This window comes from Micromonospora sp. NPDC005291, assembly GCF_040607415.1.
In the GTDB taxonomy this organism is placed as follows: domain Bacteria; phylum Actinomycetota; class Actinomycetes; order Mycobacteriales; family Micromonosporaceae; genus Micromonospora.
Genome location: NZ_JBEXGR010000019.1, coordinates 40,583 through 57,981 on the forward strand (window position 1 = coordinate 40,583; position 17,399 = coordinate 57,981).

Here is a 17,399-nt window from a genome sequence, read left to right on the forward strand (position 1 = left end):
AATCGTCCTGTATGGGTGATTCGCGGCTCAGGGCGGCCCCGCCAAATGTGGGCAAGAGCACCCGCAACGGGACGAAGATCAGGGCGTTCCCGCGCCCGGGCTGTCCGACGGATCAGGGGACGGTGGCGCCGCGGTGTCGAGCGGGTCCCGGTCGACCACCACCGGGCCAGCGAGCTGCACGGTGGCCGGCGCCGGGCCGGGCGGGGCGGCCAACCTCAACGTCCCGGCTCCGGTCCGGACGCCGGTCGGCGTGCCGTCCCGGTCGTAGCAGTAGATGCCCACATCCAGCGGGGCGTTGAGCGACGCCGAGGTGGAGTCCACCGAGTAGCAGGTGCCGGTGAGGCCCTCAGGCGGGCTGGCCGGGGCCACCGCCAACGGTGCCCGTCGGTCGGTGAGCACATCCAGCCAGTCGGTGAGCGGATGCTGGACCCGGGGGTCCGACCGGCGTGGGATCGCGTCGTCGCGCTCACCGAGGCGTACGCAGCTCGCCGCCTCCGGTCGACCGGCCGACGGCAGGGCGCACTGGAACAGCCCGTCCGTCGTGGCAGCCATCGAGACGTCGGCGGTGCCACCCAACGCGCCACCCGGCACGTCGACCCGCCAACTGCCGTCGTTCGCGCTGGTGAACACGATGGTGCGGTCCGGTTGACCCGCCCGGCTGTACACGTACTGCGTCACCATGTGGCGGTCCTGGGCAGCCGCGGCCAGGGCGGCCAGCTCGTCCCGCGCGGCATCCACCTCGACCGGCCCCGGATCGGCGGGCGGCGGGGCCGGAGGCTGCTCACTGGTGCAGGCGACCAGGAAAGCTGACAGGGCGAACACGAGCGGCCCGAGCACGCGGCCGGCCGGGCGGATGAGGACGGGCACCGGCCCATTCTGGTGGGTGCGAGCGGTTGGTGGGGGCCGGCGCGTACCGGCTCGTCCCGGCGTGTCGGAAGGGCCGTCCCCGCGTACCCCTTCGACCTGGTGGGACCGGCCCGGCTGGCCTCTCGCGGGCCGGATGGTGGGATCACCTGACCCGGCGTCGTTACCCGCCGGATACCCTCAAGGGGTCTGACACGCGCCGCCGGCCCCGGTTCCGGCGGCGTCGGCACGCTCAGGGTCGCTGGGAGGGAGTGCACCGTCGTGGCACTCGTGGTGCAGAAGTACGGCGGGTCCTCCGTCGCCAACGCCGAGCGGATCAAGCGGGTGGCCGAGCGCATCGTCGCCGCCCGCAAGGCCGGCGACGACGTGGTGGTGGTGGTCTCCGCGATGGGGGACACCACCGACGAGCTGCTCGATCTGGCCAATCAGGTCAGCCCGCTGCCGCCGGGCCGCGAGCTGGACATGCTGCTCACCGCCGGGGAGCGGATCTCCATGGCGCTGCTGGCCATGGCCATCCACAACCTGGGGTACGAAGCCCGCTCGTTCACCGGCTCGCAGGCTGGCGTGATCACCACCTCGGTGCACGGCCGCGCACGGATCATCGACGTCACCCCCGGGCGGCTCAAGGGCGCGCTCGACGAGGGCTCGGTGGTCATCGTGGCCGGCTTCCAGGGCGTCTCGCAGGACACCAAGGACGTCACCACGCTGGGCCGGGGTGGTTCGGACACCACCGCCGTGGCGCTCGCCGCCGCCCTGCACGCCGACGTCTGCGAGATCTACACCGACGTGGACGGCATCTTCACCGCCGACCCGCGGATCGTGCCCAACGCCCGGCACATCAAGCAGATCACCTACGAGGAGACGCTGGAGCTGGCCGCCTGCGGCGCGAAGGTGCTGCACCTGCGTAGCGTGGAGTACGCCCGCCGGGCGGGGTTGCCGATCCACGTCCGTTCGTCATACTCGACCAACACCGGCACGATGGTCACCGGATCGATGGAGGACCTTTCCGTGGAGCAGGCACTGATCACCGGGGTCGCGCACGACCGCAGCGAGGCCAAAATCACGATCGTCGGGGTGCCCGACGAGCCGGGCGCCGCCGCGCGGATCTTCGACACCGTCGCCGGCGCCGAGATCAACCTGGACATGATCGTGCAGAACGTCTCCACCGAGGGCACCGGCCGGACGGACATCTCGTTCACCCTGCCCAAGACCGACGGCCCGACCGCGATGGCCGCGCTCAGCAAGATCCAGGAGTCGGTCAAGTTCAAGGGCCTGCTCTACGACGACCACGTCGGCAAGGTCTCGCTGATCGGTGCCGGCATGCGCTCGCACCCCGGCGTGGCCGCCGGCTTCTTCGCCGCTCTCGGCGCGGCCGGGGTCAACATCGAGATGATCTCCACCTCCGAGATCCGGGTCTCCGTGGTCTGCCGGGACACCGACCTCGACGCCGCCGTCCGCGCCATCCACGACGCGTTCGAGCTGGGCGGCGACACCGAAGCCGTGGTCTACGCGGGGACGGGTAGGTAGCGCCGATGACGGCGCTGCCCACCCTCGCCGTGGTCGGAGCGACCGGTGCCGTCGGCACCGTGATGTGTGAGCTGCTCACCGGGCGCCGCAACGTCTGGGGCGAGATCCGGCTGCTCGCCTCCGAGCGCTCGGTCGGGCGCAAGGTGCGCTGCCGGGGCGAGGAACTCGTCGTCCAGGCGCTGACCCCCGAGGCGTTCGACGGGGTCCACGTGGCGATGTTCGACGTACCCGACGAGGTCTCCGCCGAGTGGGCGCCGATCGCCGTCGACCGAGGCGCGATCGCGGTCGACAACTCCGGGGCCTTCCGGATGGACCGGGACGTCCCGTTGGTCGTTCCGGAGATCAACCCCGAGCAGGTTCGCAACCGCCCCCGGGGCATCATCGCGAACGCCAACTGCACCACCCTCGCGATGATCGTCGCGGTCGCGCCACTGCACCGCGAGTACGGCCTGCGGGAGCTGGTGCTCGCCTCGTACCAGGCGGTTTCCGGGTCCGGCAAAGCCGGCGTGGACATCCTGCACGACCAGCTCGCCAAGGTCGCCGGGGATCGGGCGCTCGGCTCGCGGACCGGTGACGTACGACAGGCGGTCGGCGACGACCTGGGCCCGTTCCCGGCGCCGCTGGCGCTCAACGTGGTGCCCTGGGCCGGCTCCCCGGCCGACGCTGGCTGGTCATCGGAGGAGATGAAGATCCGCAACGAGTCGCGGAAGATCCTCGGCCTGCCCGACCTCAAGGTGTCCGCCACCTGCGTCCGGGTGCCGGTGGTCACCGGCCACTCGGTGGCCGTGCACGCGGTCTTCGGCACCGAGGTGGACGCAGAGGGGGCCCGTGAGGCGCTGCGCAACGCACCCGGGGTGATCCTGGTCGACGATCCGGCGGCGGGGGAGTTCCCGATGCCCATCGACGCGGTCGGCACCGACCCGTCCTGGGTCGGCCGGATCCGCCGTGCCCTGGACGACCCCCGCGCACTCGACTTCTTCGTCACCGGCGACAACCTCCGCAAGGGCGCCGCCCTCAACACGGCCCAGATCGCCGAACTCCTAGCCAAAGAGCTAAAAACCCCGTAACCCCCCGCGCCCGTAGGCCACGTTGATCTAGGGCATATCGTCGTGAGTTGATCTCCTGCCGCAGCAATATGCCCTAGATCGACGAGAGCTGGGGGTGGGGGCGCGCGCGGGGCGCGCGGGGCGCGCGGGGCGTGGGGGGTGGGGGGTGGGGGCGGGGTTACGCGGCGGAGAGGTGTACGCCGTCTCGGCCTTGGCGTTTTACGGCGTACAGGGCCTGGTCGGCTCTGCGGAGGGTGCGATCGGGGGACTCGCCGGGGCGGGGTAGCGCGACGCCCACGCTGATCGTGCGGCCGATGCGCCGAGCCGCCTCGGTCAGCCGCTCGGCGATCCGGACCGCCTCCTCGGGGCGACTCACCTCGATCACCGCCACGAACTCGTCGCCGCCGATCCGGTACAGCTCGTCGCCGTGCCGCAGCGCCCCCTCCAACGCCCGTGCCAACCGGACCAGCACCCGGTCGCCGGCCTGGTGGCCGTACGTGTCGTTGACGGTCTTGAAGCCGTCCACGTCGATCGCCAGCAGGGCCGTACGCCCCGGGGTGGCGGCCGCGATCCGCTGCCCGAAGGGGCCGGTGTGCCGCAACCCGGTCAGCGGGTCGGAGCTGGCCTGCTCCCGCAGCCGGGACAGCGTGCGTAGCCGGTCCAGGCTCGTCCAGGCCTGCCCGGCGAGCAACTCCATCAGGCTGATCGTGGTCGGGTCCGGATGCAGTGCACGTTCGTCGGCGACCAGCAGCACCCCGCCGGCGTCCGGCGGCCCGACCGGGACGGCGACCAGCGTGCGCACGCCCGCCCGGGTCAGCGGTCGGTAGTCCTCCGTCGGGGGGTGCCCCGCCTCGCCCAGCGTGTAACCGGCGCCGTACCGGTGTGCCCTGTCGATCATCTGGTTCAGCGCGGCCGGACCCGCCTCGGTCAGCTCGGCGCGGATCCGGGTTTCCAGGTCGCTTGGCGCCACCGGGGGCGGGCCGAGCTGGTCGGCGATCAGCAGCACCGCGGTGGAGAGCGTGGAGACCTCCCGGGCGGCGCAGGCCGCCACACCCATCACCTCCCCCTCGGTCGGCGCGGAGGAGAGTGCGGCAGTGTGCCGGAGCAGTTTCTCGCTGCGGCTCTCCTCCGGTGGGCCACCGAGGGCGGCGATCCGGCCGCCGAGCCGGTCGGCCAGCCGCTGCGCGGTCTCCCGCCACGGCTCAAGGTCGATCGGCTCACTCCACTGCAGGTCGAGTACGCCGATCGCCCGGCCCGCCGGGTCCAGCACCGGTACGCACAGCTCGGCGATCACGTCCGGGCGTACCGGGAGGTAGTCCGGGTCGACGGTGACGTCCGGGACGACGGCGGGGGTGCCGCTGGCGTACACCCTGCCGACGATGCCGGTCCGTGCCGGCACGGTGGCGAAGACCTGCCAGGCCCCGGTCGCCGCTACGCAGCGCAGGCGGTCATGGACGGCGAGCAGCACGGAGATGGTCGCCGGGGTGTGGTGGGACAGCGCGGTGACCGTCCATCGACAGGCCTCCAGCGCGCTCGACGCCATGGGTAGGCGGACGGTGACGTCACGGATGACTAGCTGATGATCCACTCGCACGTCGTTCCAGGTAGGGGAGGGGGCTCGGCCGACTCCGAGTCACGCGATCAAGCGTACTCACGGCGGAACAGGGTCGACCGAGCTTCGTACACACGTGCTATCCACAGGCTGTGGACGCAGCCTGTGGGCGGCGAGCCCTCCGTGGTGCTGCGCCCGGCGATAGCGTGGAGCTCCCGGCGCCGAGGAGGCGAGCCCATGCTCATCGCCCAGCTCAGTGACCCGCACCTGACCACCGGCCTGCTCGCCGCCGAACCGGCCGCCGGGCTGCACCGCGCGCTCGGCCGGGTGCTGGCGTTGCTACCCCGACCGGACTGCGTGGTGATCACCGGCGACCTGGTCGACCACGGGAGGCCCGACGAGTACGCCGCGCTGCGCGAGCTGATCGGCCGGTTTCCGCTGCCGGTGCACCTGGTCCCCGGCAACCATGACGACCGGGAGTCGCTGCTCGACGCATTCGGGGGCACGCCGTGGCTCGGGGGAGGCTTCTCCGCCTACTACCACGTCGACCACGAGGCGGCGACGGTCGTGGTGCTCGACTCGCTCGTCCCCGGCAGCAGCAGCGGGCAGCTCGGCGAGGAGCAGCTCGGCTGGCTCGACGGGGTGCTGGCCGGGCGGCCCGAGGTGCCCGCCGTGGTCTGCCTGCACCACCCGCCGGTCGCGGTCGGCATCCCGGCGGCCGATTCCGTCCGGCTCACCGACGGGGACGCGCTCGCCGAGGTGATCGGTCGGCACCGGCACGTCGTCCGGGTCGCCGCCGGCCACCTGCACCGCCCGGTCATCTCGGCGTACGCCGGCACGGTCCTCACCGTGGCACCCAGCACCTGGAAGCAGAGCACGCTCACCATGAGTGCCGACGAGCAGATCGGCTGGGTCGACGAGCCAACCGCCTTCCTGCTGCACCTGGTCGAGGCGGGCGGCTGCGTGACACACACCGTGCAGGTCAGCCACTCCGCCGGCCAGACCTGCGGCTTCTGAGAGCGCCCGTCCTGTGGTGCGGGTGCCTACTCACGCCCGTTGCGAACCGGCGGTGAGGCGGCCGGCCAGCGGCCGTCAGCCGAGCAGGAACTCGCGCAGCGCGGGAGCGAGCGTCGCCGGCGGCACCTCGTGGTAGCCACCGTCGAGGCTGATGGACCGGCCGCCCGGAACCGCTTCGGCTGCGGCCCGGCTCCCGTCCCGCAGCCACTGTGGACTGCCGGTGCTGTCCACCGCGAGGGTCGGCGCGGTGATCGCCGCCAGGTCGGTGGGCAGTCGCCCTCCCGCGGTCACGATCGCGTCGTACGGCAGGGTGTGCGCGATCGCGGTCAGTGAGCCCCACATCGGTTGCGCCTTCATCCCGGCGACCGCCTCGGCCGGCAGCCCCACCGAGGCGCTGAGGAAGGTCTCCACCGCGCCGTCCCGGTCGTCCACGGCGATCAGCTCGATGAGCTGCGCGGTGATGTCCTTCCGGACGCCCACGTGCGTGCCAACCTGAAACGGCGGCTCGAACAGGACCAACCCGGTCACCGGTAGGCCCTGTGCGGTGGCGAGGGCGGCCAGGACCGCGCCGGAGGAGATCCCGTAGAGCGCCGCGGCGCCACCTGCCGCAGCGATCACGGCGGCCAGGTCGTCGATTTCCCGGCCGATCTCGTACTGTGCGGTGTCGCCGCTGTGGCCCCGCCCCCGGCGGTCGTAGCCGATCACGGTGAAATCCGGTGCCAATGCCGCACCGAGCGCGCGGGTCGTGTTGCGGTCGTTGAACGCGCCGCCGACCAGAATGATCGCGGGCCCGGCCCCGGACCGTTCGAACGCGATGGGCGTGCCATCCGCCGATCGCACCTGCTCCACCATCGGTGTCGTTCCGCTCACGATGCCGCCTCCGTCCGCGCTGGCTGTCCCGTCCTTTCTAGACCCTGGGTCCGACCATGTCCGGCGGACGGCACCAAACGCCGGTCGATCCCGGTTCGGGCGTACCCGCAGCTCTGATGTGCTGCCTGGGTCGACCGGTCGGCGTCCGGATGAGAGGCTGTCGGGGCAGGCGGTCATCCCCAATCGCCGCCATCCGCGATCGACCCTTCCGACGGCGTCGGTCGGCGGCCCGGTCGACCCACCGTCCGGGCACCGCACGCGCCGATTCTCACAAGGAGTTCCATGTCCATACCCGGGATGCGTCGGGCCGCTGTCGGCCTGACCGCGCTCGCGGTGGCCGCGCTCGGCGCGGTCGCCACCAACCCTGAGCAAGCCGACGCGCGACCGAAGCCGGTCGACGTCACCCTGCTGGCCCTCAACGACTTCCATGGCAACCTCGAACCGCCGAGCGGGTCCAGCGGCACCATCGCCGGGCAGACCGCGGGCGGCGTCGAGTTTCTGGCCACCCACCTGGCCGAGTTGCGCGCCGCAGCCAAGAAGAAGAACACCATCACGGTCGCCGCCGGTGACCTGATCGGCGCGTCGCCGCTGCTCTCCGCCGCGTTCCACGACGAGCCGACCATCGAGGCGCTGAGCATGGCCGGCCTGGACTACGCCAGCGTCGGCAACCACGAGTTCGACGAGGGCGCCGCCGAGCTGCTGCGGATCCAGAACGGCGGCTGCCACCCGGTCGACGGCTGCGCCGACGGCACCCCGTACCGGGGCGCCGGCTTCAAGTACCTGTCCGCGAACGCCTTCAAGACCGCGACCGGCAAGCCGCTGATGGCGCCGTACGCGATCCACAAGGTGCAGGGCGTCAAGGTCGGCTTCATCGGGATGACCCTGGAGGGCACCCCGGAGATCGTCAGCCAGCAGGGCGTCGCCGGCCTGAGCTTCGCCGACGAGGCGGTCACCGCCAACCGGTACGCCCGCGAGCTGCGCCGCCAGGGCGTGGAGACGATCGTCGTTCTGCTGCACGAGGGTGGCACCCAGGCGGCGACCGGTGGCATCAACGACTGCGTCGGCATGACCGGGCCCATCGTGGACATCACCAACCGGATGGACCCGTCGATCGACGTGGTGGTCAGCGGGCACACCCACCAGGCGTACAACTGCGACATCAACGGCAAGCTGGTCACCAGTGCCAGCTCGTTCGGTCGCCTGGTCACCGACATCGACCTCAAGATCGACCGTCGGACCGGGGACGTGCTCTCCGCCAGCGCGGAGAACGTCGTGGTCACTCGCGACGTGGCCAAGGACCCGAAGCAGACCGCGTTGATCAACCGGTACAAGACCGTGCTCGGCCCGGTCGCCGGCCGCCAGGTCGGCGAGACCACCCAGGCCATCACCCGAAGCCAGGAAACCCTCTTCGGTACGAGTCTGGGTGAGTCCCCGCTGGGCAACCTGATCGCCGACGCGCAGCTCGCCGCCACCGACGACGAGCAGGGTGCCGTCGCCGCCTTCATGAACCCGGGCGGGGTCCGGGCCGACCTCGACGCCGGTCCGGTCACCTACGAGGAGGCGTTCACGGTGCAGCCGTTCGCCAACAACCTGGTGACGCTGGACCTGACCGGAGCGCAGCTCTACTGCGTCCTGGAGCAGCAGTTCGTCACCGGCCGAACGCTGTACCCGTCGGCGACCGTGGGCTACGTGGTCGACCCGAACGGCACCACGGCCCCCACGGCCGACCCGTGTGCCGGCACCCGAGTGGTCCGGGGCAGCCTCACCCTCGGCGGCACCACGGTCGACACCGCCGCCACCTACCGGGTGACGGTGAACAACTTCCTGGCCGGCGGCGGCGACGGGTTCAGCGCCCTCACCGGCGGGACGAACCTGGTCACCGCGCAGATCGACCTGGACGCGTTCGTGGCGTACCTGACCGCCCAGTCGCCGGTCTCCGCACCGACGCTGGACCGGATCCGCACCACCGCCGAGGTCCCCGTCGCCTGACGGCCGACCCCGCGACGTCGGGCCCCGGAGCATCCGCTCCGGGGCCCGACCCGTCCCAGGGCACTGCTGTTCCTCACCTGCGGCCGCCAACGCGACCCGGACCCCGCGCAGCGCCCCGGACCCCGCGCCCCGTGTCCGCGCTCGCGCCGCGCGCCCGCCTGCGCAAGATCGTGCTCGAACCAGGAAGTAGTGGCATGGAAGCCCGGCCGAGGCCACTACATCCAGGATCGAGCACGATCTTGCGCGGGCGACGGGCGCGGGCGACGGGCGACGGGCGCGGGCGACGGCGGGGTGCGGGCGGCGGGGTATGGGTGTCGCGACGTCAGGCGGGGGTGGGGGCCGGAGCCGGGGCGGGGGACGCCGGGGTAGTCGTTACGCGGCCGTCCTGTTCGGCGCTGAGCAGTCTGCGCAGGGAGAGCGCGACCAGCGAGGCGACCAGGCAGCCGCCGACCACCGTCGCCACCCAGACCTTGCCGTTGGCGGCGCCGAGCAGCGGCCCGGCGGTCACCGGGCCGATCACGCCGCTGATCCCGAAGATCATCGAACTCATCGCGTTGTACCGGCCGCGTAGTTCGTCCGTGGCCAGCGCGTTGGTCAGCGCGGGCATCACCGGCGACAGCATCGTCTCGCCGAAGCCGAAGATCGCCGAGCAGGCCACTACGCAGAGGGCGGCCATCAGGGCGTTTTCCCCGCTGACCAGGCCGGCCGCGCCGAGGACCAACCAGGCGGCGGCGAACACCGCGCCCACCACGGCCAGTGCCCGGGTACGGCTACGCCCCTCGATCCGGCGGATCACCAGGAGCTGCGCGAGCACGATCATCACGGTGTTGGCCGCGAGCGCCCACGCCACCACCCGGGGGTTCACCTCGACCACCCGCACCGCGTACGCGGCGAAGCCCACCTCGATCTGCGCGTACCCGCAGGTGGTGAGGATCAGCCCGAAGATCACCAGCCGACGGAACGGGCGGTCGCGGAGCACGGTCAGGTAGCCGCCTGGCGACGGCTCGTCGACGCCTCGACGGTTGCCGAGCCGGTGGCCGACGCCGGGCAGCGTGAGCAGGATCAGCGCCGGCAGCAGATAGGTCACCGCGTCCAGCAGATAGATCGCCTGGAAAGTGCCGGGCCGGGCGGTGTCGACGATCGCGCCGGAGGTCATGCCACCGATGCCGATGCCGAGGTTGAGCAGGGCGAAGTTCAGCCCGAAGACGCGTTGCCGTTCGTCGTCGTCGGTCAGCGACGCGAGGATCGTGTTCTGCCCGGACCAGATCGCCGAGCTGCCGATGGCGATCACCGTCATCACCAGCAGGGCTGACCCGGTCGAGTTCACCAGCGCGAGTGAGCCGGTGCCGACCGCCTCGATCAGCAGGCAGGGCACCACCACGCGGCGGGCGCCGATCCGGTCGATCAGCGTCCCACCCAGCGGGGACAGGGCCAGGGTGACCGCGCCGTACCAGCCGATCACCAGCCCGGCGCGGGTGTCGGTGAGCCCGCGTACGTCGGTGAGGTAGATGAACAGGAACGGCAGGGTCATGCCGCGCCCCATCGCCGACAGCAGGGTGCCGATGAGGATCCGGCGAGCTTCCGAACGGCGGGGCAGGGCACGACGCAGCATGTCCGGCATTCTGTTCGTCAGGTGTGACACCGCGCGAACCCTTTTGGCGGTGCCCCGCTACGGCCGAGACCGGCGGGTGACCAATTCCACGATGATCCACTCGGCCCCACGGTGGTCAGACGGTGTCCGCCGGGTCTGCGATGCTGGCCCGATGACCGGCACCTGGCGACACCTGCCCGCTACCGCCCGCGCCATCGCGGTGACCGCCACCGCGGCCGTCGCCGCCGCCCAGGCACGCGACGGTCAGGCGTACGACGACGCGGTCGGTGGGCTCGCCGCGGACGAGCGTTCCGGCCTGGTGCTCGGCGCGGTGGTCCGGCTGCTGCTGGAGGAGAGCCATCCGGACGGGCTGACCGGCGACGACATCCGCCAGGTGCTGACCCGTTGCGTGCAGGACGCGACGCGGTGGCGTTCGGACGTGGACCCGCACGTGGTGCTGGTCCTGCTGGCCGGCGCACTGGGGGTGTACGACCCCGAGGGTGACGAGTCGCGCCCGGACGCGTCCGCCCTGGCCCGGCACGCCCCGCTGCTCGTGGCCGACCTGTTGGCGGCGACCAGCATGTCGTTGGACGACTACCTGGCCGCCGCGTTCGCCGAGATCGAGCGCACCGAACGACAGGACTGACGCGCGTCAGGCGGGGTCGGGAATTCGCTGCGCCACGACCTCCAGGTACTCCGCCGGGATCCGGACTGTGGCATCGGTGGCGCGGTTGTGCGTACGGGCCAGCTCCACCAGGTCGGCGTGCAGTTGCGGTCGCCGCTCCTCGGGCAGCGCCTCGAACGCCTTCAACGTCGGTCCGTAGTTGGCCCGGAAGAAGTCGGCGAACTCCTCCGGAGTGCCGAAGCGGAAGACGAACTCCCGGCGTACCGCCCGCAGTTCACCCACGGCTGTGCCGAGCAGCTCGCGGACCCGGGCCTCGTCGCCCCACTGGACCGGCGGGCGCAGGCCCGCCGGCGGCGGCACGTGCCGACCCACCGTGCGGAACAGGTCGCCGATGAACCCCTGCGGCGTCCACGACGCCAGCGCCACCGTGCCACCGGGCCGGCAGACCCGGACCAGCTCGGCCGCCGCCCGCTCCTGGTCGGGCGCGAACATCACGCCGACGACGGAGAGCACCGCGTCGAAGGAGCCATCGGCGTACGCCAGGCGCTCCGCGTCACCGGTCACGAAGGTGACCGGGAGCCGTTCCGCCGCAGCCCGCGCGTGGCCCCGTTCCAACAGTTCGGGTACGTAGTCGACGCCGGTCACGACGCAACCGCAGCGGGCGGCGGCGATGGCGGCGTTGCCGGAGCCGGTCGCCACGTCCAGCACGCGGGCGCCGGCCGACAGGTCGGCCGCGGTCACCAGCGCCTCGGAGATCGGGTGGATGAGCGCGGCGACCGCCCCGTAGTCGCCGCTTGCCCAGGTCACCTGCTGGCGTGCCTTCACGGCGCTGAGATCGAGTGCGGTAGTCATCGGTGGTCCCCCTCGGACGGTTGGTGGTGCCATCGACGCTAGGTGTGGCGGCGCCCTCGGGGATCGGCAGAAACACCTATGTTGGCGGTAGCAGCCCCTGTCGGCGGGCCGTGGCGGCCGCATGGCCCCGGCTGGGCACCGCGAGCTTGCCCAGCACCGCGGACACGTGGTGGTCGACGGTTCGCGGGGAGAGCGACAACCGGGCGGCGATCTCGGCGTTGCTCAGCCCGTCGGCGAGCAGCGCGAGCACCTCCCGTTGTCGGGGGGTCAGGCCCGTCGGGTGCGCGGCCGTCCCCGGTCGCGGCCCCCTCGGCACCCGGGCCATTCCGCGTCCGCGTAGGTCGGCGCGGACCCGTCGGGCCACGGCCACCGCGCCCAGCCCGTCCAGGAACCGCAGCGCCTCGCCGGCCGCCGGGTCGTCGCCGCAGGCCAGCGCCTCCGCCCGGGAGTACGGGCAGCCGAGCTGCTGCCACTCCTCGGCTGCACCGGCCCAGTCGCCCTCGATCAGCCGCCGGTACGGCGATGCCAGCGCGCCGGTGTCTCCGACCGGCTCGCCGACCCGCCACAGCCAGTACGCCAGCTCCCCGGCGAACCAGGGCTGGCACGCCTCGACCGCGAGCCGGTACGCACGCCGCAGTTCGGCGACCGCCGGCCCTGGCTCGCCGGCCAGCCAGTGCCGTTCCGCCAACGCCGCCGCGACCGGCACCACGAACTGGAGTTCCCGGCTCTGCACCGCCCAGCGCGCCGCCGTGTCCAGGTGCGTGGTCGGTTCGTCTCGGCGGGCACCGAGCCGACCCAGCGCGACCAGGGCCGGGACGAGGCTCCCGCCGGGCTGCGCGGTGCCAGCCAAGGCCCGTTCGGCGTCGGAGCGCGCGCCGGGCCAGTCTCCGGTGGCCAACCGCAGTCGGGCCCGGTAGCCCAGCAGGTGCCGGGCGTACCCGTCGAGGTCCCGGCTGGTGGTGAACCGTAGCGCCCGGTCCAGGGCCTCGGCGGCCGGCGAGACCCGATGCCACTCCACCGCCATGGTGGCCATGTTGACCAGCGCGCGCGCCGCGTGATCGTCGAGGTGGTGTGCGACGGCCAGCCCGTACCCGCCTTCCAGCTCGATGAGGCCGGCGACGTCCCCGCCCTGGAGGCGCGCCGAGCCGACGTTGACCAGGGCGTGCGCCTCGGTCTCCACGTCACCGAGCCGGCGGGCCAGCTCCCGGGCCCGGTCACCCCAGTCGATGGCCCGGAGGTTGTCGTCGGCGAGCATGAGCAGCTGCGACATGTTGCTGTAGGCCATCGCCAACTGCCTGCCGGGAAGCGTGGACTCCAGCACCTGGACCGCTCGGGTGCCCGCCGCCCGCGCTGCCGGGCTGTCCCCGGTCCACCAGCACAGCCGGGACACCCAGCGCAGGTTCTCGCCGATCCGCAGCGGGTCGCCCTCGGCCTCCCGCAGGACCAGCGCGTCCGAGCGGGCGTCCAGCGCCTGCGCGGCCCGCCCGGCCAGGTACGCCGCCGTCGCGTACGCCTCCAGCAGCTCCGCCCGGCGTGGTGTGGGCAGGTCAGCGGCGTGTGGGAGCGCGACGGCGTAGTGGTCCGCAGCCTGCCGGTGGGCGCCCGCCCGGCTGGCCCGCTCGGCCGCCACGGGCGCCCAGCGCAGCACGGCCTCCGGATCGTCGGCATGATGCGCGTGGTGCACCAGTCGGGCGGCGTCCACGTCCGCGCGTGGCGTGAGCCGGGCCAGTACGGCGGCATGCAGCGCCACCCGACGCACCGGGGACAGCGACTCGCGTACCGCCCGACCCAGCAGCTCGTGCCGGAACGCCACCGCGTTGCCGACCGACACCAGCACGCCCCGGTCCAGGCATTCCTGCACGGCGGCCGGCGGGTGATCGTTCAGCAGGTACGGCTCGACCCGGGACGGGACCACCGAAACCAGGGCCGCGACCTCCCGGGCCGGCGCCGGCAGCGCGGCCAGCCGAGCCAGCACCAGATCGCGTACGGTCGGCGGCACGCCCGAGCCGGCTGCGGCCAGCACCTCGGTGACCAGCAACGGGTTGCCGCCGGTGGCCTGGTACAACCCGTCCGGGGCGCGGCCGGCGGCGCGGGCCAGCGCCGCAACCGCGTCGGTCGACAGCGCCGGCAGCGGCAGGCGGCGGACCAGCGGACGGGGCAGGCCCGCGAGTACGGCGTGCAGCGGATGCTCCGCCCCGACCTCGTCGTCGCGCAGGGTCAGCACGAGCAGCGCCGGGCGACGGGCCAGCCGCCTCCCCAGGTACGCGATCAGGTCCAGGGTTGCCCCGTCCGCCCAGTGCGCGTCCTCCACCACCAGCACCGTCCGGCGGCCCGGCCGGAGATCGGTCAGCTCGTCGAGGAGCGCGTCGAACACGGCACCCCGCCGTTCGGCCTCCGCCACCGCGTGCAGCGCGGTCAGTCGGTCCGCGAGCACCCCGCCCACCTGGCGGGCGACGTCGTGCAGCGGGCCGAGCGCCCGAGGTGTCAGCAACGGGTCGCAGCTGCCCCAGAGCACCCTGGCCCTGGTCGTCGCGGCGAACGCGCCGACCAGGGCGGACTTGCCGGCACCCGCCTCACCCGCGACGAGCGCGATCGCACCGCCGGGGGAGGCCAGCAGCCCGTCCAGGGTGGCGAGCGCGTCCGCGCGCTCCAGCAGCTCCATCGAGGTCGATGCTAGTCAGCGGGTGCCGCTCAAACATCAGCCGCGACGGCGGCATCCGCACGTTTTGGCTGCCAGAAGTGCTGGTCTCCCGTCGGCCGAGGCGTCACTCCTGCCGGGCCGGCGCACTGCTGATCACTGCACTACTGTGCCCGGGATGAGCGCTGACGGCTGGCTCGCCGACACCCGGGCGTCCTACGACACGGTGGCGGAGAGCTACGCCGACCTGCTGCGTGAGGCACTCTCTGATGCGCCGTACGAACGGGCAGTCCTGGCGTTGTTCGCCGAACTGGCCCGGAGCAGCGGCGGCGGACCCGTCGCCGACATCGGTTGCGGACCGGGACGGATCACCGCGTACCTCCAGGGCCTCGGTGTCGACGTCATCGGTGTCGATCTGTCGCCCGCAATGATCGACATCGCCCGGCGCGACCATCCCGGACTGCGGTTCGAGGTGGGCTCCATGACGGATCTCGACCTCGCCGACTCCTCCGTTGCCGGCATTCTGGCCTGGTTCTCACTCATCCACATTCCCGACGACGAGGTGCCCACGGTCCTGGCACATTTCCACCGGGTACTGCGTCCCCATGGCATCGTGCTGCTCGCCTTTCACGTCGGCGACGAGCATCGGTTGAAGACGCAGGGCTACGGCGGTCACCCGATGAACGTGTACGTGCACCGCCGCCCGCCCGACCGGGTCGCAGCCTGGCTCAACGACGCCGGGTTCACCGTCGAGGCCCAGATGCTGCACCGCCCGGATGAGAGCAGGCATGGGGCGTTTCTCTTCGCACGCAGACGGCCCTAGCTGACCTCGACACCATGATCTGGTCGACCCCGCAGCCGTGGCCTCCGGCGGATCGGGCACCGTCTTCAGCCACCGAGCTGGCGGCGGGCCTCCTGCTCCATCATCGCGTTGAAGCGTTCGTCACGCTCTCCTTCAGGGCGGCGGGCGGTGAAGACGACCGTGTACCCGTCCGGGTCGGTCAGCCGCAGGTCGCGAGTGTTCCACGGCGTTGCGGCTGGTCCGTCAACGTCGCCGCCGCCATGCCTCCGAGCGCGCTCGGCGACCGCATCCAACTGCTCGGCGATCGCCATGAAGCTGATGGTCCACTCACCGCCAACCGGCGCGACTCCCCTGCGCACCAGGATGTCCTGGTATCGCCAGCGGCGAAGATGAACCAGCGCGGGGACACCGTCGGGGCCGGGCATAGTGAACAGCGAGATGAAGTCAAGCCCGTTGACGTACCAGTCGACGGTGCGGTCAATATCCGCAACCGTCAACGTCGCGAACGTCGGCATTCCGTAGATGTCACGCGTGACCTCGGGTGTGATGTTGTCCATGCGGCCGACCATAAGGACTGACGTAACGGCAGGCTCAAGCACTGCGGCTCCCGTATTGGCGGCTGCTCTGGCACGCGGACACAGGCCGCCGACCTGTGCGGGCACTCCCGAACCATCGTGACCGAGCCGGTCCACCGCCATCAGCGTCGACCGGCGTCGCGTCAATGTGCGGCGGCCATGAATCGCATTTTCACGCTGACCGCTGAGGCGTCGTCACCCAGTTGGTCACCTAGGACGCACTAGAGGGCACATCCATGGATCTGATGTGCCCTCTGACCTGGTCGGGGTGGCCGGATTCGAACCGACGACCTCTTCGTCCCGAACGAAGCGCGCTACCAAGCTGCGCCACACCCCGAGGCGTGCCGACAAATAGTAGCCCACCCGCCCCGATGGTCAAACTCGGTACCCCCGCCGGCCGGGCCCAGCCCGGAGCAGCCAAGATCCGCCCAACTTCAAGGATGTAGTGGCCTCACGGCGCGCTGAGACCCCTATTTCCAGGAAGTTGTGCGGATCTTGAAGCGGAGCGCCAAGCGCGGCGCCCGGCGCGGGGTCAGCGGGGGATGAGGGTGAGGATGCTGGCCTCCGGGGGGCAGGCGAAGCGGACCGGAGCGGTCGGGTGGGTGCCCAGCCCGGCGGAGACGTGCAGCCAGGAGTCCGAGCCCGGCCAGCGGTGCAGACCGCGCGCCATCGAGCGGGGCAGACCGCAGTTGGTCACCAGCGCCCCGAAGCCCGGCACGCAGACCTGACCGCCGTGGGTGTGCCCGGCCAGCAGCAGCCCGAAGCCGTCCGCGGCCATCTGGTCGAGCACCCGTGGCTCGGGGGAGTGCGCCAGCGCGATGGACAGGTCGGACGAGGATGAGACAGCGCCAGACACGGCGGGGTAGTCGTCCCGGTCGATGTGGGGGTCGTCCACGCCGACCAGGTCGAGCTGCCGGCCGCCGGCCTTCAGCGTGGTCCGGGCGTTGTTGAGGTCCGTCCAGCCAGCGCCGGTGAACACCTGGCGCAGCTCCTCGTAGGGCAGCTCGACACCCTCGGTGTATTCCCGGTCGGGCAGGAAGTAGGTGAACGGGTTCTTCAACACCGGCCCGGTGTAGTCGTTGGAGCCGAACACGAACGCGCCCGGGTAGTCCAGCAGCGGTTGCAGGGCCCGCAGCACTCCCGGCACCGCGTCCGGGTGCGCCATGTTGTCGCCGGTCACCACCACCAGATCGGGGTCGAGAGCGGCCAGTGACGCCACCCAGCGCTGCTTGCGCGCCTGGTCCGGCATCATGTGCAGGTCCGACAGGTGCAGCACGCGCAGCGGCTCCGCGTCGGCCGGCAGCATCGGTACGTCGTACCGCCGCAGGGTGAACATGTTGCGCTCGATGAGCGACGCGTACGCGAGGGTGGCCGCGCCGACCGTGGCGGTTCCGGCGGCGAGCCGGAATAGTGTGCGCTTTCGCATGGCGTTCAGGGTAGTTTGACCGTCC

At 72.1% G+C, this 17,399-nt stretch carries 14 protein-coding genes and 1 tRNA gene; 6 read left to right on the forward strand and 9 right to left on the reverse strand.

The window, feature by feature from the left end; all coding sequences use genetic code 11:
* Positions 1-78: 78 nt before the first annotated feature.
* Positions 79-867, reverse strand: coding sequence for a hypothetical protein (locus ABZT18_RS23435; RefSeq protein WP_354994645.1), 789 nt, complete (start codon positions 865-867; stop codon positions 79-81).
* Between the two features lie 258 nt (positions 868-1,125).
* Here ABZT18_RS23435 and ABZT18_RS23440 point away from each other — a divergent pair, with 258 nt between their 5' ends.
* Both ABZT18_RS23440 and ABZT18_RS23445 read left to right on the forward strand, forming a co-directional pair.
* Complete coding sequence (locus ABZT18_RS23440; protein WP_354994644.1) at positions 1,126-2,391, forward strand: aspartate kinase; 1,266 nt, start codon at positions 1,126-1,128, stop codon at positions 2,389-2,391.
* 5 nt (positions 2,392-2,396) lie between these two features.
* Positions 2,397-3,458 carry an aspartate-semialdehyde dehydrogenase gene (locus ABZT18_RS23445; RefSeq protein ID WP_354994643.1) on the forward strand — a complete coding sequence of 354 codons (1,062 nt, stop codon included), beginning with the start codon at positions 2,397-2,399 and terminating at the stop codon, positions 3,456-3,458.
* Between the two features lie 157 nt (positions 3,459-3,615).
* On the opposite strand, the gene ABZT18_RS23450 is transcribed toward ABZT18_RS23445, so the two are convergent.
* Positions 3,616-5,025, reverse strand: a complete 1,410-nt coding sequence (locus ABZT18_RS23450) for a sensor domain-containing diguanylate cyclase (RefSeq protein WP_354994642.1) — start codon at positions 5,023-5,025, stop codon at positions 3,616-3,618.
* Between the two features lie 201 nt (positions 5,026-5,226).
* Here ABZT18_RS23450 and ABZT18_RS23455 point away from each other — a divergent pair, with 201 nt between their 5' ends.
* Positions 5,227-6,006, forward strand: a complete 780-nt coding sequence (locus ABZT18_RS23455) for a phosphodiesterase (protein ID WP_354994641.1) — start codon at positions 5,227-5,229, stop codon at positions 6,004-6,006.
* A 75-nt stretch (positions 6,007-6,081) separates the two neighbouring features.
* Here ABZT18_RS23455 and ABZT18_RS23460 read toward each other — a convergent pair whose 3' ends face one another.
* Positions 6,082-6,876 (reverse strand): alpha/beta fold hydrolase, encoded by a 795-nt coding sequence (locus ABZT18_RS23460; protein ID WP_354994640.1) that lies wholly within the window; start codon positions 6,874-6,876, stop codon positions 6,082-6,084.
* Positions 6,877-7,158: 282 nt separating this feature from the next.
* Here ABZT18_RS23460 and ABZT18_RS23465 point away from each other — a divergent pair, with 282 nt between their 5' ends.
* Positions 7,159-8,865 carry a bifunctional metallophosphatase/5'-nucleotidase gene (locus ABZT18_RS23465; protein WP_354994639.1) on the forward strand — a complete coding sequence of 569 codons (1,707 nt, stop codon included), beginning with the start codon at positions 7,159-7,161 and terminating at the stop codon, positions 8,863-8,865.
* Between the two features lie 322 nt (positions 8,866-9,187).
* Here ABZT18_RS23465 and ABZT18_RS23470 read toward each other — a convergent pair whose 3' ends face one another.
* Positions 9,188-10,477 carry an MFS transporter gene (locus ABZT18_RS23470; protein ID WP_354994638.1) on the reverse strand — a complete coding sequence of 430 codons (1,290 nt, stop codon included), beginning with the start codon at positions 10,475-10,477 and terminating at the stop codon, positions 9,188-9,190.
* 151 nt (positions 10,478-10,628) lie between these two features.
* Between ABZT18_RS23470 and ABZT18_RS23475 the strand changes: the two genes are divergently transcribed.
* Positions 10,629-11,102, forward strand: a complete 474-nt coding sequence (locus ABZT18_RS23475; RefSeq protein ID WP_354994637.1) for a hypothetical protein — start codon at positions 10,629-10,631, stop codon at positions 11,100-11,102.
* A gap of 6 nt (positions 11,103-11,108) precedes the next feature.
* Here ABZT18_RS23475 and ABZT18_RS23480 read toward each other — a convergent pair whose 3' ends face one another.
* Both ABZT18_RS23480 and ABZT18_RS23485 read right to left on the reverse strand, forming a co-directional pair.
* Positions 11,109-11,933 carry a class I SAM-dependent methyltransferase gene (locus ABZT18_RS23480; protein ID WP_354994636.1) on the reverse strand — a complete coding sequence of 275 codons (825 nt, stop codon included), beginning with the start codon at positions 11,931-11,933 and terminating at the stop codon, positions 11,109-11,111.
* A gap of 76 nt (positions 11,934-12,009) precedes the next feature.
* Positions 12,010-14,595, reverse strand: a complete 2,586-nt coding sequence (locus ABZT18_RS23485) for an AAA family ATPase (RefSeq protein ID WP_354994635.1) — start codon at positions 14,593-14,595, stop codon at positions 12,010-12,012.
* 154 nt (positions 14,596-14,749) lie between these two features.
* Here ABZT18_RS23485 and ABZT18_RS23490 point away from each other — a divergent pair, with 154 nt between their 5' ends.
* The gene (locus ABZT18_RS23490; protein ID WP_354994634.1) at positions 14,750-15,394 is read left to right on the forward strand and encodes a class I SAM-dependent methyltransferase; all 645 of its coding nucleotides are present in this window, start codon (positions 14,750-14,752) and stop codon (positions 15,392-15,394) included.
* 65 nt (positions 15,395-15,459) lie between these two features.
* Here ABZT18_RS23490 and ABZT18_RS23495 read toward each other — a convergent pair whose 3' ends face one another.
* The 3 genes from ABZT18_RS23495 to ABZT18_RS23505 form a co-directional block, all read right to left on the reverse strand.
* Positions 15,460-15,972, reverse strand: a complete 513-nt coding sequence (locus ABZT18_RS23495) for a VOC family protein (RefSeq protein ID WP_354994633.1) — start codon at positions 15,970-15,972, stop codon at positions 15,460-15,462.
* A gap of 236 nt (positions 15,973-16,208) precedes the next feature.
* Positions 16,209-16,285: transfer RNA gene (locus ABZT18_RS23500), tRNA-Pro, on the reverse strand.
* Positions 16,286-16,480: 195 nt separating this feature from the next.
* Positions 16,481-17,374, reverse strand: a complete 894-nt coding sequence (locus tag ABZT18_RS23505) for a metallophosphoesterase (protein WP_354994632.1) — start codon at positions 17,372-17,374, stop codon at positions 16,481-16,483.
* Positions 17,375-17,399: the final 25 nt, after the last annotated feature.

Excerpts from the sequence above, each read along its gene's own strand:
- ABZT18_RS23445 (WP_354994643.1), top strand. The coding sequence starts at position 2,397 with ATGACGGCGCTGCCCACCCTCGCCGTGGTCGGAGCGACCGGTGCCGTC.
- ABZT18_RS23455 (WP_354994641.1), top strand. The coding sequence starts at position 5,227 with ATGCTCATCGCCCAGCTCAGTGACCCGCACCTGACCACCGGCCTGCTC.
- ABZT18_RS23465 (WP_354994639.1), top strand. The coding sequence starts at position 7,159 with ATGTCCATACCCGGGATGCGTCGGGCCGCTGTCGGCCTGACCGCGCTC.
- ABZT18_RS23470 (WP_354994638.1), bottom strand. The coding sequence starts at position 10,477 with ATGCTGCGTCGTGCCCTGCCCCGCCGTTCGGAAGCTCGCCGGATCCTC.
- ABZT18_RS23475 (WP_354994637.1), top strand. The coding sequence starts at position 10,629 with ATGACCGGCACCTGGCGACACCTGCCCGCTACCGCCCGCGCCATCGCG.
- ABZT18_RS23480 (WP_354994636.1), bottom strand. The coding sequence starts at position 11,933 with ATGACTACCGCACTCGATCTCAGCGCCGTGAAGGCACGCCAGCAGGTG.
- ABZT18_RS23485 (WP_354994635.1), bottom strand. The coding sequence starts at position 14,595 with ATGGAGCTGCTGGAGCGCGCGGACGCGCTCGCCACCCTGGACGGGCTG.
- ABZT18_RS23490 (WP_354994634.1), top strand. The coding sequence starts at position 14,750 with ATGAGCGCTGACGGCTGGCTCGCCGACACCCGGGCGTCCTACGACACG.
- ABZT18_RS23505 (WP_354994632.1), bottom strand. The coding sequence starts at position 17,374 with ATGCGAAAGCGCACACTATTCCGGCTCGCCGCCGGAACCGCCACGGTC.